Here is a 14,709-nt window from a genome sequence, read left to right on the forward strand (position 1 = left end):
AGTGGTTTCATGCGAAACTGCTATACTATGAGGTATTAATCCAAATTTCTCTGGGCTATCCCTCTGTGAAAGGTAGATTGCATACGCGTTACGCACCCGTGCGCCGGTCTCTGCTTCCGAAGAAGCATACCCCTCGACTTGCATGTGTTAAGCCTGCCGCTAGCGTTCATCCTGAGCCAGGATCAAACTCTTCATCGTATATTGTTGAGTTCAGATAAATCTGTTCTCTTTGTTTATTCGACTAAATTCTAGTGGTTTTTTCAAATCTCTCGATTCTATTACTCTTATTCTTTTGTTCTAAGATCTCTCTTAAAACGGCTGTCAATTCAATATGTCTAGGAACGTGTTCTTATCTGCTTTTCTCTTCGTTTGATTCACATTGTGTCTCTCTGGAAGCGGGTGCAAAAGTACAACTTTCTTTTTAACTGACAAGAAAAATTTGAAGTTTTTTTGAAATAATTTTTATCTCATTTGCTTCTGCTTTTCTTATCAATCTGTCAAGGAACTTTGCTTGTTTTGCGGGGTGCAAATGTAACATCCGTTTTCTATTCTCACAAGCTTTATCGAATCTTTTTTAGAAAATAAATTCTCTAATCTAATTCGTTGTACTTGCCAGTCTGTAAAAGAACGTCTGCGTCATTGCGGGTGCAAAACTACACCCTTTATTGGGTTATTCAAGCTTTTTAAACACTTTTTTTTGACCTTTTCTTAACTTTATCTTTAACTAACTGATATCATGTTTTTTGAAAGAACAAGTTTTTTAAACAAATCTACAATCAAATATACCTTAAACTCGTTTTCTTGTCAAAATAGCCAATTTCATTGCGGATAGATCGCTTTTTACTATCCTTTCCTATTTATAGAATCTTGATGAATTCAAGCATTATTGCACTATTTATAGCTCATCAGTATACTTTGCTCCTACAGATGTTACTTTCGTGCCATTATTCGAACATTGATTAAACTAACTAATGGTTTTGTCCCATACCTTATATAGTGCTAAATTGTACTGTTACTTTTTCACTCCTATATGTAAGGTATCATAATATTCGTAAAAACAACAACAAGTTATAGATTACCGAGGTTCGCGTTAGGGATAGCAGCGAAAAGCCCACAGGAAAACGAAATGAAATGGAGTTTTGCGAGGACTTGCAGTGAATAGCCCGACCGTTTATAAAAAAGAGGCTATTATCGATATCGATAATAGCCTCTTTTTTATAAACGGTAACGCCCAAATAAAAATCTAATCGAAACGTATGGCTTTGACTGGTGAAATTTTGGTTATTATATAGGAAGGAATTAATAGTATCAGGAAACAAACGGTCACGGTAAGCAGGTTTAATAAAAGAATGTATCCCCAATTTAGATAAACTGGCGCTTGATTGACGTAATAGTTCTCTGGTGGAAGTTGGATTATACCAAATTGTTGTTGGATTAACAATAATGAGATACCGATTAGGTTTCCCCAGAAGAGTCCTCTTACTATAAGATAGAAGGCGTTGTACAGAAATATTTTTCGTACTAACCAATTATTAGCCCCTAACGCTTTTAGAATTCCAATCATTTGGGTTCGCTCGAGAATCAGCACTAATAAAGCTACTACCATATTGATTGTGGCGACAAGAATCATAACTACTAATATAACAAAGATGTTGAAATCGAATAGTTGCAGCCATTCAAATATATAACTGTATTTCTCGATTATAGTTTTAGTATCCAACGTTGATGCTGTTTGTGCATAAACCTGCTCACCAATTGATTCTATAGCATTAAAATCATCCACAAAAATCTCGAAAGCACCTATTTGATCAGGGGTCCATTTATTGATACGCTGCATGTGACGAATATCTCCTATTATATAGGTAGCATCGAATTCTTGAAAACCAGAATTGAAAATCCCAACAACATCAAAATACCTCAGGTTATACCCTTTCTCTTTCATAAAGAAAGTGTTGAATGCATCACCAACTTTTAAATTCAACCGATTTGCAATAAACTGAGATATCACAACTTCTTCATTTAACTTTCCTTTGTTATTTGGAATTCTACCTTCAACAATGTATTCCTTAATATTGTCCCACTTATAATCAGTTCCCACGCCTTTGAAGACAATTCCTTCGAAAGTGGTTTCGGTTCTAATAATACCAGCTTTACTGGCAATGGCCTGAATATGTTCTACTCCACGAACTGACGTAAACTTTGGATAAAAATCCTGTTTTTTAGAAATTGGAACTAATGTCACTTCAGATTGATTGTTATCGTAATTTGAAATAATGATATGTCCATTGAAAGCCGAAACTTTCTCTCGAATTTTTTGCTGCAGCCCAATTCCGGTTGCTACTGAAACAATCATCATAATCATACCGATGGCAATTGCTGAAATAGCGATTTTTATAATTGGAGCAGAAATGCTACTTTTATAATCTTTAGCAGTAATAAGACGTTTGGCGATGAAATATTCTAAATTCAATTTAATTACTTTTCTAATTTGGATTTGCTTCGCCAGTCTGCGTTGCTTAAGCCAAAAATACAGCTAAAACACGAATTACACTAATTGACCTTAATTTTATTTGAACCTATATATGAACTCATTTTTTAAAATATCTTTTCGTTTAATATTTCTGATAATCATTTCAACTTCCTGTTCTGCCAATAAAACCGATACAATGGGAAATATAAAATCGAATTTAGACAAGGCTGATACCAATTTACAAATAAGGACAAAAACCGGAGCAGATAATTATAATAACTATTTACCATTGTTAAAAAACAAGAAAATTGGAATTGTAACAAATCAAACCGGTATTCTCTCTAATAAAATACATTTAGTAGATTTTCTTTTAGAAAAAAACATAACCATCCAAAAAATATTTGCACCAGAACACGGTTTTCGCGGAACTGCTGATGCGGGCGAACATGTCGTTGACGGTAAAGATTCTAAAACTGGACTTTCAATTATTTCGCTTTATGGTGACAATAAAAAACCAAAACCACAACAACTTTCAGGAATCGACATTATGGTTTTTGATTTGCAAGACGTAGGCGCACGATTTTACACTTATATCTCTTCGTTACATTATATAATGGAAGCCTGTGCTGAAAATAATATTCCGCTTTTGATTCTTGACCGACCAAATCCTAACGGAAGTATTGTTGACGGTCCAATTCTTGAACAATCATTCACCAGTTTCGTGGGAATGCATCCAGTTCCTTTACTTCATGGAATGACAATTGGAGAATATGGAAAAATGGTTAATGGTGAGAGATGGCTGAAAAATAGTATACAATGCAGGTTGACTGTTATTCCATGCATTGAATACACACGAGAAATGAAATATAATTTACCTGTAAAACCTTCACCAAATCTTCCAAATGATCAAGCCGTTAATTTATATGCAAGTTTATGTCTTTTTGAAGGTACAAATGTAAGTGTAGGACGAGGAACTGAACTACAGTTTCAAATTTATGGCTCTCCATATTTACCGAAAAGTACTTTTAGTTTTATTCCGAAACCAAATTTTGGCGCACAAAATCCCGTTTACAATGGCATCGAATGTTACGGAGAAGATTTATCTGCGACTACGAAGGTAAATCGACTGGAACTAAAATGGTTGATTGAAGCCTACAGGTCGACAACTGACAAATCAAAATTCTTCAATCCTTTTTTTACAAAACTCGCAGGAACTAAAAAATTACAACTGCAAATCGAAGCAAGAATGCCGGAAAATAAAATAAGAGAAAGTTGGAGGAACGGGTCAGTTCAGTTTAAGGAAATGAGATCGAAATATTTGATTTATTAATCCTCATCCCAGTACTCTTCAAAGAAGAGGAATACGATGTATAAAATTTTTAAAGAATCAACTTCTTTTTCATTTCTTCGACAATATTAAAAGCAGCTGGACATATAGCTACGTTTTTCAATGTTAAGTCCGTGATTTGTTGAAACTTTTTTCTATCCGTATGCGGGAACTCTCTGCATGCTTTTGGGCGAACATCATAGATCAAACAGGCATTTTCCTTATCCAAAAAAGTACAAGGCACACTTTGTAACACATAATCCCTGTCTTCATCGATGCGAAGATATTGCTCAATAAACTTTTTTGGTTTTTGACGCAAATATTTTGAAACACGTTCAATATCTGCATCTGTAAACAATGGTCCTGTGGTTTTACAGCAGTTCGCACACTTTAAACAATCTGTTTTCTTGAATTCGGCGATATGCAAATCTTCCATTATGTAATCCAAATTCTTTGGCGTCTTCTTTTTCAGCTTATCAAAATACTTTTTATTTTCGATATGCTTATCTTTGGCTTCTTTAGGAAGATTGTTTAAAATAGTGTTCATTCGCAGGTTTGTTTTTTCGTTTATTCGATAAAACATGTCGCGAAATTACTTAAAACAAATCAACAAATAACTAAATTAACACATCAACTATAATGAAAGACCTTTTTGGCAAAGCCATACTTGATTTTCAAACTAATAATTCCCCAGAAGATTTAATCACGGAAACCTCAATTTCAGAAGAAGATGAAATGAGCGTTGAATATTTATTTCGTTCTTATGCCGAAATGCCAAAACTAGAACAGAAAGCCTTAATACTTGCGAAGGGGAAAATTTTAGATGTAGGCTGTGGCGCCGGAAGTCATAGTTTGTATTTACAAAACGAAAGGAATTTCGATGTTCATTCGATTGATATTTCTCAAAATGCAGTTGAAGCCTGTAAACTTCGTGGATTGAAAAATGTTCAAGTTCAAAATATTCTTGAAATGGATTCTACTAATCCTCAAAATAAATTTGACACTATTTTATTATTAATGAATGGTACAGGCATATTTGGAACACTAAAAGATACCACTAAATTTTTAATAAAACTAAGAAGCTTACTTAATCCAAACGGACAAATTCTTATAGATTCTTCGGATATCATTTACATGTTTGATAATGATGAAGATGGTGGCAAATGGATTCCCAGCAGTGGTTATTATGGCGAATTGACTTTTACAATACGTTATAAAAACGAAAAAGAGGACCAATTTCCTTGGCTTTACATGGATTACAACACTTTGCAAAACGCGGCTTTCGCCAATGGATTACAAAGCGAGTTAATTCTCGAAGGGGAACATTATGACTATTTAGCAAGACTTTCGATTATAAACAATATTTTATAGTATGGAAAATATTACATTAGAAAAATTACGATATCCAATCGGAAAATTTATCGTACCGGAAAGTTACTCCACCACGTATCTCACTGCTAAAATAGCTGAAATTGCAAGTTTCCCTGAACAATTGAAAAAGGAAGTGATTCATTTAACCGAGGCCCAACTCGAAACACCTTATCGTCAAGGTGGTTGGACAATTCGACAAGTGATTCATCATTGCGCTGACAGTCACATGAATTGTTTTATTAGAATTAAATGGACGCTGACCGAGGATCATCCCATAATAAAATTTTATCATGAAGATCGTTGGGCTGAATTAGATGATAATTTAACCATGCCTATCCAACCTACTCTTTCTTTTCTGGAAGGTTTACACTTTCGCTTGGCGTATTTAATGAATGGATTATCAGAAGCTGATCTACAAAAATCTTTTATTCACCCTGATGCAAACGCGGTATTTCAAATAAAGGAAATAATTGGAACATATGCATGGCATGGCAACCATCATTTAGCACATATCACGGAATTAAAAAAAAACAAAGGCTGGTGATTCTCATGTCTACATTTTTACTTTAAAAGAAAAATCCCAAATACAGTTTTAAACAGCATTTGGGATTTTTTATTTTTTAAGGAATATTCAAATATTTATGAGTCTGCAATGAAACGCGCCATTTGGGATTGTTCATTACATAGTCTACTATAAGCGGTGTCATTTCTTCTTTTTTACTCCATTCTGGCTGCAAGAATAAAATCGCATTATTATTCACTTTTTCCGCTTGCTCTTCGGCAAAAATAAAATCATGCTTGTTGAAAATAATCACTTTCAACTCATGTGCGTTATCGTAAACCGTTTGTGTTGGTAATTTATTTTTTTTGGGAGACAAACAAATCCAATCCCAATATCCAGTAAGAGGATACGCCCCAGAAGTTTCTATATGAACTTTTCTATTGTTTTCTTTTAACTTTTGCGTCAGCAAAGACATGTCCCACATTAATGGTTCACCACCAGTTACCACAACAGTTTCTGAATATTTACTGGCATTTGCTACAATTAAGTCAATTGCTGTCGGTAGGTGTAATTCTGCATTCCAACTTTCTTTCACATCGCACCAGTGGCAACCCACATCACATCCACCTATTCTAATGAAGTATGCAGCAGTACCTGTATGAAACCCTTCTCCTTGAATGGTATAGAACTCTTCCATTAATGGCAGCATGGCGCCTTTATTAACTTCTAACTGTATTTCTTTTGATAACATTCTATTATTTTAAAGTGCAAAGATAGTTAATTTGAAAAGAGATAATTTGAAAACAGTGACTAATATAAGAAACTTTGAAAGCACCGAAAAAGTTTACCAACTTAATGAAATCAATAGTTACGAGAATATAAATCATCGCAAAAAATTACTGCCTTCAAATACTAATCACAAAAAAACCGATAGCCACTAGACTATCGGTTTTCCATTTTAAATGTTTAAATCTTTATTATTTTAAAATTTTTAAAGATTCTAAAGCATAACTATTCGCCGGGTCTAATGCTAATGTTTTTTTAAAATATTCTTTAGCTTTAGTTGTATCAGTGTTAGCGAAACTTGCGGCCATATTATTATAAGATTCGATAAACTTCGTCTTAACTGCTGGTTTTGCTAACTCCGCTGCTCCTAACTCAGTCGTTTTGGCAACATAATCTTCATAATTTTTTACCATTGCATCATCTTTTTCAAGCAATCTATTTGTTCTTGCTCTGTATAGATAAGCTTCTAGGTAGCTTGGTGAAGCTACCAAAACTTTTTCGAAAGCTGCATCTGCTTTTTGTAAAGCGACAACATCAACTTTTACATCTTTTCCTTTGTTAGTGTTCGCATAATAATTTGCTAAACCATAATACACATTGTCATCAAGTAAATTTGAAGATTCTTTAGTATTTGCTCCAAATTCAAATATTGCTGCAGCTTCATTATAAAGTTTTTGTGTAAATAATTTTTTACCAACTTCACTTAAATCTTGTACCGCTAGAGGTTCCATTTCAATGGCTTTTTTCACATCTGTCAAACCTGCACTAAAAGCAGCTGGATCAATTGATAAACCATCAGCACTTGTTCCTTTTTTGATTTTTGTTAATCCTAAATATAAATAATCTAAAGCAATCGGTTTATTCGCTGGAGCATTGATAAAACTCTCTAAAGATTTAATAGCAACATCCACATTTCCATTTTTATAAGCTGCATAACCTAAATAACGGTAAATCCTTGGATTAACTTTGTCTAACTCAATCATTTTATTAGCTTCAGCTTCAAGAGCCACATAATCTTCTATCAAAATAAGAAAATCGGCACGACGCATTCTAGAATTAATAGAGTAATCAGTTAATGACATGTATTTATCATAATACCCTAGTGCCGTTTTATAATTAACAGCAGCTTGAGATGGCTTATTACGTGCTATTTTATAATAGGTCTCAGCTAATTCTCTGTAAACTGGACCATAATTGGGATTTATAGCAATTACTTCATTGTACGCTTTTGAAGCTTCATCATAAGATTTAGCACCTTTTAACAAAACACCTAATTGCATTTTAGCTCTCAATAAAGTATTATCTAATTGAAAAGCACTTCTATACGCTACGTAAGCTTCATTTTGTTTCCCATCACCATAATATGCATCACCTAATGCAAGTTGCAATTGTGCATCTTGAGAATTGTTTATTGCTGCACGAGTCAAAATTGCAATAGCCCCTTTATAATCAGGTTTGTTTGCATTCATATATGCTCTGGCTACATAAACAAATTCTTGAACATCTTTTTTTCTCATGTCTTTGGTGGCCAATGCAAATTTAGCTTGTGCACCAGTAAGATCATTTTTATTTAAATCCATCTGACCTAAACCGATATAATTTAGTTTAGCATTCTCAGACGCATTCAATCCTTCTTGAAAATAAATTTTAGCCGAATCCTCTACACTTTGAGTAAGGTAAACATTTCCTAAAGTAAAGAAAGCCGCTCCATTAGAAGGTTTTGCTTTAATAATTGATTTTAAAATCGATTTTGAACTTTCAAACTGCTCCGCGTCGATAGCTTTTCTAGCTTGATTAATATCTTGTGCTTGTGTCGTAAAAGCAGAGGCCATTAAGGCAACGCTAAAAGTTGTAAATTTATTCATTTTCATTGTAGTTAATTTATTTTTCATCATTTTGACTTTTCGTTATTGTAAATTTTCTTGTAGGAATACGTACAGGTAACAATCCAGATTTTAAAATTATCCTTTGCCCGATATCTCCACCAACAAATGAGGCAAACCCCATTCCTAATCCAGAGTATCCTTGACAATTTATTATATACAAATCACGTGCCAAAGGGTATTTTTTTTCTGCGATATTGTTTTGTGAAGGCAAATAGTAGTTATCTCCGTTCACTCCTTTTACACTTAAAGTATTTACGTTATCAACATACTTTTGCATATCCGGTTTTGGCTGAGAAAGCCAATTGACGCCCACCACACCTATCATTCCGTCATTGGCTGAAACATGCTTTATAACTTCATCATTTGTCTTAAATGAAAAAACACCCTTTTCAGGAATCGTTTTAATCCCTGCCAACGATTTCAAATAACGAACCGTACTTGAATTTAAGTTATCAAAAACTAAACCTTTAATTGAGGAAACTGGATTTCCTTGCATAAAACTGATAACATCATTTAAAGCTATAAGAGAGTTTTGACTATTTCTATTAGCAACAAAAGCAACTGCATCGGTACCAAAAGGTGTAATCTTAGGGTTAATTTTTCTTTGTTTAAAAATTTCAAGTTCTTCAGGCGTCAAGTTTCTGGATAAAATTGCTATTACACCTTTTTTATTAAATAAAGAATTAACTGTTTCCGATTCTGATTTTGAGATCAGGCTAATTTTAGCCTCATATTTATTCTCGAATACTGCAACTTGATCCTCAATAATTGGAGTTAAAGTTTCATCTACATAGATAGATGCTGAGCCTTTCAAAATAGTTTCTTCTTCTTTTGATTTATTTCCTTGATTACAAGAAACTACAAAAGCGATTGCTAAGAAGAAAATCAAATACGGAAGTTTAGCAGAATTTTTCATAACCTAATCATTATTATCATTAATAATCCTAAAGAATCTAAACGAAGCATAAGCAATCAGCAGAACACCAAAAGCGACTCTATAAATAGGCTGCATATCTAAAGGAAAATTCTTCATAAAGATAATGAATAAACCTAAAACAAGATAAACCAGAAAAAACAAAATTCCTAAAACAAGAAGAAATCGCTCTCTGAGCGATTTCTTCTTAATATTATTAAGTATGTTACTCAGCATTACTCTGCAGATTGAATGGTTATTGGTAACGAATAAAGTACTCGAACCGGTTTACCATTTTGTACCCCAGGAGACCATCTTGGTGATTTTTTCAAGACACGAATAGCTTCTTTTCCAGTTCCGTAACCAATATCTCTAATTACTTTAATGTCAGTTAAGGAGCCGTCTTTTTCAACTACAAAAGTTACATAAACTTTACCTTTCAACCCTTCTTCTTCAGGAGTTACATAATTACTACCTACAAATTTGTAAAATTTCTCGATACCTCCAGGAAAATCAGGTTTAACTTCAATACCAGCAGTGTTATAAATCTGGTTATCAACCTCTTCTACTACTGCGGCAGTTCCAGTACCAACTGGTTCAACAGTTAAAACAGCATCTGGATCTCCTTTTATAGTTTCAGCACCTAATTTCTTATCTTTAATTTCGACAGTTTTTGGCGGTTCTTCAGTAACTTCATCTGCTTTTGCAACCACAGGTTTAACAAATTTTACCTGATCCACTTTTGGTGGTGGTGGTGGCGGAGGTGGTATATTTTTCTTAATTTCTTCTTTTGGTGGTAACTTGATACTAACGATTTTAGTATCTAAAGTTTCATCTGCCTCTGTAGAATCAGGAAGTAAACTTAATATTAATGGCATACTTACTGCTACTGCAAATACAATTGCACCAAAAATAAGTGCTCTAACTGCAGTCTTGTTATTTGACTTTCTTAACTCGTAAGCTCCATAAGCTTTGTTACGACCCTCGAACACAATATCAAGCCATTGGTTTGTGAATATATCTAATTTCATTTTTCTTAATTATTAGGTTATTGAGTAATAAGAAATCCTTATTTACCTTCTAACAATTTTAGTTCCTCTGGTGAAAAATCATTTACAATAGCATTCGTAGGCACTCCTACTATTGCCATTTCATCAAGTATATCAACTAAGTTACGGTAATTTGATTTTTTACTTGGTTTGATGATAACTATTAAACCTTTATCTTTATTACCCGTATACTCAACTACTGACTTTTTTCTTTTCAGCAACTCTTTACGAATCCCTTCTTTACCATAAGAAATATCTTTTGGACCTGCAATAGGAGTTGCTAACAATCCCATGTAGTATACCATCTTATCATTATCCCCTAATAAAACTGTTAAAGTACGATTTTCATCAACTTTAATATCTTTATTTTTAGAAGGGTCATCATCCTTATCTGGTAAACCCAAAGGCATGGATTGTGGTTTAGACAACGTAGTAGTTAGCATAAAGAAAGTAATCAACAAGAAAGCTAAATCAACCATAGCAGTTAAATCTACTTTTGAGTTTGATTTTTTACTTCTTACTTTACCACTTTTTTTGCCATCACCGTCGCCAGTATTTAATTCAGCCATTTTAGTGTATTTTTTTTAGTTATTTTTCTGTTGCTCTTAAACCAGTAACTAGATTGAAGCTATTGATTTTCTGATCTTGCAAGATATCCATTACTTGTTTAATTGCAGGATATTCTTCTTTTGCATCACCTTTGATTGCGATTTGCAATTCTTTATCGTTCACTTTTATGTTTGCAATACGAGAATTGTAAATCCACTCTTTCAACTGATTGTCGAGAGAATCTTTTGGCACACCCGGTTGAACACCAGCTTTATTTCTGTCAGAAGTTTTCATTCCAATCAATTGTTTCAAATTAGAAATTGGTACACCAACACCTTCCATTAAAGCAAAAGTTTCAACTTCACTTTCAGTAAATTCAACACCGTATTTCTGTCCCATTAATTGTAGAGCTTCCTTACGAACTTCTCTACCTTTTAAGTCATAAAACACTTTTCCTTTTCCAACAGTTATAGTAGCTAAATTATCTTCTGGCAACTTAGATTGAACCGTTGACGCAGGCGTATCTACCGGCAATGCTTCCGGTATCTTAGCTGTTGCAGTCATTACAAAGAACGACAACAAAAGAAAAGCGACGTCACACATAGCAGTCATATCCGTAGACCCTGCTTTTTTCTTCATTTTTATAGCCATCAATATTCTTTTTTAAATTTACAAGAAAATAGAAGCCAATTAAGAGAAACTACTTTCTTGTAAATTAAATTATTAATTATTTTTGTGTACTTCTGAAGTGTCTGTAAGTATTTACAATTGTGTTACCTGCCTCATCAATAGAATAAGTCAAAGTATCAATTTTAGACGTAAAGAAGTTGTAAGCAACAATTGCTAAAGCAGAAGTTGAGATACCTGTGGCTGTATTAATCAAAGCTTCAGATATACCATTTGCAAGTGCAGCTTGATCAGGAGTACCAGCAGCAGACAAAGCACTAAATGCTTTAATCATACCTGTAACCGTTCCTAACAAACCTGCAAGTGTTCCTAATGAAACCATAGTTGAAAGAATTGTCATGTGTTTTTCTAGCATTGGCATTTCCAATGAAGTAACTTCTTCTATTTCTTTGTGAATTGTTTCAGCAGCAGCTTCGCTATCTAAACCTTCTCTTTTCACTTCTTGATATTTCAATAAAGCTGATTTTATTGGGTTTGCAACAGAACCTTTTTGTTTGTCACATGAAGCAATAGCTCCTTCAATATTACCGCTTTTGATATCATTTTGTACGCTTGTCATAAATTGATCAAGATTTCCTGTACCTGCCGCTTTTGAAATTACAGCATAACGCTCAAATGAAAACACAACAACCATTAATAATAACCCTAACAATACCGGTACAATTGGACCTCCTTTGTAAACCATTGCTAACATATTCCCTGGCAATGGATGACCTGTATTAACTCCGCCTTCGAAATTAGCGCCATTACCCATTATAAAATTCCAAATTAACCATCCAACAAAAATACATGCTACAATAATGATTCCTGAAATCATTCCTCCTCCGTTTGCTGCTTTTTCTTTTTTAACGTTTGCCATTTTTTTTTAATTTTAATAGTTTTAAATAAATTATCTTAGTTATATTAAACTTGTAGTGGAGCAAATTTATATTTTTAGTTCAAATAAAAAAACTTTTTTTTATTATATTATATTTAAATTTATTTCAAAAACATATTTACAGATTACCCGCTTGCATTTATATCAATATACGCAAACAAATAGCACGTTTTATAAAAAATAACATATTTTTTTAAGAAAAATTAACACAATATTTCATTTCCAGCCTGTTTAGCAGGAAAACTATTATTTTGTGATATTAACAATAAAAAAGCAGGAAAACTGCGGTATGCACTAAATTTGTTCATTTTAGAAAAATATAATATCTTACAAATGTTTTAAATACAAACTTATTATGAGCAGAAAAGAAGACTTCACCAAGCATATCTCTGAAGGATACTTTTTTAAAGGACAAAGCATTATTTTGGGCGGTGCTATTTTAGATGGAGAAGCCATCCCAGATGCTCACGTGAAGATCCCACTGAAAACCTTTAATCGCCATGGATTAATTGCTGGTGCCACCGGAACCGGGAAAACCAAAACCATTCAAGTCCTGTCCGAACAATTATCAACTTTTGGAATTCCTGTTTTAATGATGGATATCAAAGGCGATTTTAGCGGAATTGCAAAAGAAGGCGAAGAAAAACCGTTTATAACGGAGCGCCACACTAAAATCAACATTCCTTATTCAACTGCTCGATTCCCTGTTGAATTAATGACATTATCAGAACAAAACGGAGTTCGGCTACGCGCAACAATATCTGAATTCGGACCAGTATTATTCTCTAGAATCCTTAACTTAAACGATACTCAAGCTGGCGTCGTTTCAGTTATCTTCAAATATTGTGATGATAATAAAATGCCTTTATTAGATTTAAAAGACATCAAAAAAGTAATCAATTATATTACGGAAGAAGGAAAAGACGAAATAGAAGAACATTATGGCAAAATTTCTACTTCCACAACTGGCACTATTCTTCGAAAAATAATTGAGTTAGAGCAACAAGGTGCCGATTTATTCTTTGGTGAGATGTCATTTGATGTGGAAGATTTAATTCGAATTGATGAAAATGGAAAAGGATACATCAACATCCTACAATTGACTGATATACAAGATAAGCCAAAGTTATTCTCGACCTTTATGTTGAGTTTATTAGCTGAAATTTACCAACAAATGCCTGAAAAAGGAGATTCTGACCAACCTGAATTGGTAATCTTTATTGATGAAGCTCATCTAATTTTCAATGAAGCCAGCAAAACTTTATTAGAACAAATTGAGACCATTGTAAAATTAATTCGTTCGAAGGGTATCGGAATTTATTTCATAACACAAAATCCGATAGATATCCCAAACGGCGTCTTGGCACAATTAGGCTTAAAAATACAACACGCTTTGCGAGCATTTACAGCAAATGACCGAAAAGCCATCAAACAAACTGCAGACAATTATCCAACATCCGATTATTACAAAACTGATGAAATCCTAACCAGCCTTGGAATTGGCGAAGCACTCGTTACTGCATTAAACGAAAAAGGAATTCCTACACCGCTTGCTGCAACGATGATGCGTGCCCCAATGAGCAGGATGGATGTTTTGACCGAAAGCGAAATTCAGGAAATCAACAATAAATCGAAATTGGTAAAAAAATATAGCGAACTGATTGACCGCGAAAGTGCGTATGAAATGCTAAATAAAAAAATCACCATTATAGAACAAGAAGATTCCGAACAAGAGCAAAAACAGGAATCTCAAAAACAACAAAACCAACAGCCAAGTACAGCGAGCGTAGTAGGAAAATCAGTTTTGAAAGTATTGACTAGCGCTACGTTCATCAGAGGTGCATTTGGTGTGTTAACAAAAATGTTTAAAAAATAAGATCAATCATGAAAAAATATTTCATTCAAAATACTCCTTTCATTGTTCCGACTAACGATGGAAAACTAATCGAAGAACATCACGGAAAGGCTTCGACAGATAATGCGGAAATCTCCATAGCTCACATGGTTGCACCACCTAAATGGAGTGAACCGTTTCAAACTCCTGAATTTGAAGAGTACACCTATGTCATAAAAGGTAAAAAGCAATTCATCATTGAAGAGGAAATTATCATTTTGAAAGCTGGACAATCGATAAAAATCGAGAAAAATACGCGCGTTCAGTACTCCAACCCGTTTGACGAACCTTGTGAATACATTGCGATCTGCAAACCTGCCTTCGATTTTACTAAAGTACATCGCGAGGAATAAACAACTTCAATAAAAGGAAAACATTATCTAAATATATTCAAGTCA

Annotated in this window: 15 protein-coding genes and 1 rRNA gene; 5 read left to right on the plus strand and 11 right to left on the minus strand. The window is 33.7% G+C overall.

Annotated elements, in window-relative coordinates; genetic code table 11:
* Both BMZ76_RS06500 and BMZ76_RS06505 read right to left on the minus strand, forming a co-directional pair.
* Nucleotides 1-198: ribosomal RNA gene (locus BMZ76_RS06500) — 16S ribosomal RNA — on the minus strand; the annotation flags it as partial.
* 1,045 nt (nucleotides 199-1,243) lie between these two features.
* A complete protein-coding gene (locus BMZ76_RS06505; protein ID WP_091204146.1) occupies nucleotides 1,244-2,470 on the minus strand; it encodes an ABC transporter permease in 1,227 nt (408 codons plus the stop codon).
* Nucleotides 2,471-2,666: 196 nt separating this feature from the next.
* Here BMZ76_RS06505 and BMZ76_RS06510 point away from each other — a divergent pair, with 196 nt between their 5' ends.
* On the plus strand, nucleotides 2,667-3,800 hold the full coding sequence (locus tag BMZ76_RS06510; protein WP_091204439.1) for an exo-beta-N-acetylmuramidase NamZ family protein: 1,134 nt from the start codon (nucleotides 2,667-2,669) through the stop codon (nucleotides 3,798-3,800).
* Nucleotides 3,801-3,849: 49 nt separating this feature from the next.
* Here BMZ76_RS06510 and BMZ76_RS06515 read toward each other — a convergent pair whose 3' ends face one another.
* Nucleotides 3,850-4,344, minus strand: coding sequence for a YkgJ family cysteine cluster protein (locus BMZ76_RS06515; protein ID WP_091204441.1), 495 nt, complete (start codon nucleotides 4,342-4,344; stop codon nucleotides 3,850-3,852).
* A 92-nt stretch (nucleotides 4,345-4,436) separates the two neighbouring features.
* On the opposite strand from BMZ76_RS06515, the gene BMZ76_RS06520 reads away from it, so the two are divergent.
* Both BMZ76_RS06520 and BMZ76_RS06525 read left to right on the plus strand, forming a co-directional pair.
* Nucleotides 4,437-5,168: a class I SAM-dependent methyltransferase gene (locus tag BMZ76_RS06520; RefSeq protein WP_091204149.1), complete on the plus strand. Its 732-nt coding sequence runs from the start codon at nucleotides 4,437-4,439 to the stop codon at nucleotides 5,166-5,168.
* A gap of 1 nt (nucleotide 5,169) precedes the next feature.
* Nucleotides 5,170-5,712: a YfiT family bacillithiol transferase gene (locus BMZ76_RS06525; protein ID WP_091204151.1), complete on the plus strand. Its 543-nt coding sequence runs from the start codon at nucleotides 5,170-5,172 to the stop codon at nucleotides 5,710-5,712.
* Nucleotides 5,713-5,788: 76 nt separating this feature from the next.
* Here the strand turns inward: BMZ76_RS06525 and BMZ76_RS06530 are convergent, their stop codons facing one another.
* The 8 genes from BMZ76_RS06530 to BMZ76_RS06565 form a co-directional block, all read right to left on the minus strand.
* Nucleotides 5,789-6,421, minus strand: coding sequence for a 7-carboxy-7-deazaguanine synthase QueE (locus BMZ76_RS06530; protein ID WP_091204153.1), 633 nt, complete (start codon nucleotides 6,419-6,421; stop codon nucleotides 5,789-5,791).
* A gap of 226 nt (nucleotides 6,422-6,647) precedes the next feature.
* Nucleotides 6,648-8,327: a tetratricopeptide repeat protein gene (locus BMZ76_RS06535; RefSeq protein WP_317615056.1), complete on the minus strand. Its 1,680-nt coding sequence runs from the start codon at nucleotides 8,325-8,327 to the stop codon at nucleotides 6,648-6,650.
* Nucleotides 8,328-8,337: 10 nt separating this feature from the next.
* Nucleotides 8,338-9,258 (minus strand): PstS family phosphate ABC transporter substrate-binding protein, encoded by a 921-nt coding sequence (locus BMZ76_RS06540; protein WP_091204155.1) that lies wholly within the window; start codon nucleotides 9,256-9,258, stop codon nucleotides 8,338-8,340.
* Nucleotides 9,259-9,261: 3 nt separating this feature from the next.
* Nucleotides 9,262-9,492, minus strand: coding sequence for a hypothetical protein (locus tag BMZ76_RS06545; protein ID WP_091204157.1), 231 nt, complete (start codon nucleotides 9,490-9,492; stop codon nucleotides 9,262-9,264).
* Nucleotides 9,492-10,286 (minus strand): energy transducer TonB, encoded by a 795-nt coding sequence (locus tag BMZ76_RS06550; protein ID WP_091204160.1) that lies wholly within the window; start codon nucleotides 10,284-10,286, stop codon nucleotides 9,492-9,494. The genes BMZ76_RS06545 and BMZ76_RS06550 overlap by 1 nt, the downstream gene beginning before the upstream one ends.
* 38 nt (nucleotides 10,287-10,324) lie before the next feature.
* Nucleotides 10,325-10,873 carry an ExbD/TolR family protein gene (locus BMZ76_RS06555; protein WP_091204164.1) on the minus strand — a complete coding sequence of 183 codons (549 nt, stop codon included), beginning with the start codon at nucleotides 10,871-10,873 and terminating at the stop codon, nucleotides 10,325-10,327.
* Nucleotides 10,874-10,892: 19 nt separating this feature from the next.
* Nucleotides 10,893-11,492 carry an ExbD/TolR family protein gene (locus BMZ76_RS06560; RefSeq protein ID WP_396230391.1) on the minus strand — a complete coding sequence of 200 codons (600 nt, stop codon included), beginning with the start codon at nucleotides 11,490-11,492 and terminating at the stop codon, nucleotides 10,893-10,895.
* 88 nt (nucleotides 11,493-11,580) lie between these two features.
* Entirely contained in the window at nucleotides 11,581-12,399 is an 819-nt protein-coding gene (locus BMZ76_RS06565; RefSeq protein ID WP_091204168.1) for a MotA/TolQ/ExbB proton channel family protein, read from the minus strand.
* A gap of 373 nt (nucleotides 12,400-12,772) precedes the next feature.
* On the opposite strand from BMZ76_RS06565, the gene BMZ76_RS06570 reads away from it, so the two are divergent.
* The gene (locus tag BMZ76_RS06570; protein WP_091204170.1) at nucleotides 12,773-14,293 is read left to right on the plus strand and encodes a helicase HerA-like domain-containing protein; all 1,521 of its coding nucleotides are present in this window, start codon (nucleotides 12,773-12,775) and stop codon (nucleotides 14,291-14,293) included.
* A gap of 8 nt (nucleotides 14,294-14,301) precedes the next feature.
* Complete coding sequence (locus BMZ76_RS06575; protein WP_091204171.1) at nucleotides 14,302-14,664, plus strand: cupin domain-containing protein; 363 nt, start codon at nucleotides 14,302-14,304, stop codon at nucleotides 14,662-14,664.
* The last annotated feature ends 45 nt before the right edge of the window (nucleotides 14,665-14,709 follow it).

The sequence above is a fragment of the Flavobacterium xueshanense genome, from assembly GCF_900112975.1.
GTDB lineage: Bacteria > Bacteroidota > Bacteroidia > Flavobacteriales > Flavobacteriaceae > Flavobacterium > Flavobacterium xueshanense.

Coding starts and splice junctions, on each gene's coding strand:
- BMZ76_RS06510 (WP_091204439.1), top strand. CDS start 2,667: ATGGGAAATATAAAATCGAATTTAGACAAGGCTGATACCAATTTACAA.
- BMZ76_RS06515 (WP_091204441.1), bottom strand. CDS start 4,344: ATGAACACTATTTTAAACAATCTTCCTAAAGAAGCCAAAGATAAGCAT.
- BMZ76_RS06520 (WP_091204149.1), top strand. CDS start 4,437: ATGAAAGACCTTTTTGGCAAAGCCATACTTGATTTTCAAACTAATAAT.
- BMZ76_RS06525 (WP_091204151.1), top strand. CDS start 5,170: ATGGAAAATATTACATTAGAAAAATTACGATATCCAATCGGAAAATTT.
- BMZ76_RS06530 (WP_091204153.1), bottom strand. CDS start 6,421: ATGTTATCAAAAGAAATACAGTTAGAAGTTAATAAAGGCGCCATGCTG.
- BMZ76_RS06535 (WP_317615056.1), bottom strand. CDS start 8,327: ATGAAAATGAATAAATTTACAACTTTTAGCGTTGCCTTAATGGCCTCT.
- BMZ76_RS06540 (WP_091204155.1), bottom strand. CDS start 9,258: ATGAAAAATTCTGCTAAACTTCCGTATTTGATTTTCTTCTTAGCAATC.
- BMZ76_RS06545 (WP_091204157.1), bottom strand. CDS start 9,492: ATGCTGAGTAACATACTTAATAATATTAAGAAGAAATCGCTCAGAGAG.
- BMZ76_RS06550 (WP_091204160.1), bottom strand. CDS start 10,286: ATGAAATTAGATATATTCACAAACCAATGGCTTGATATTGTGTTCGAG.
- BMZ76_RS06555 (WP_091204164.1), bottom strand. CDS start 10,873: ATGGCTGAATTAAATACTGGCGACGGTGATGGCAAAAAAAGTGGTAAA.
- BMZ76_RS06560 (WP_396230391.1), bottom strand. CDS start 11,492: ATGAAGAAAAAAGCAGGGTCTACGGATATGACTGCTATGTGTGACGTC.
- BMZ76_RS06565 (WP_091204168.1), bottom strand. CDS start 12,399: ATGGCAAACGTTAAAAAAGAAAAAGCAGCAAACGGAGGAGGAATGATT.
- BMZ76_RS06570 (WP_091204170.1), top strand. CDS start 12,773: ATGAGCAGAAAAGAAGACTTCACCAAGCATATCTCTGAAGGATACTTT.
- BMZ76_RS06575 (WP_091204171.1), top strand. CDS start 14,302: ATGAAAAAATATTTCATTCAAAATACTCCTTTCATTGTTCCGACTAAC.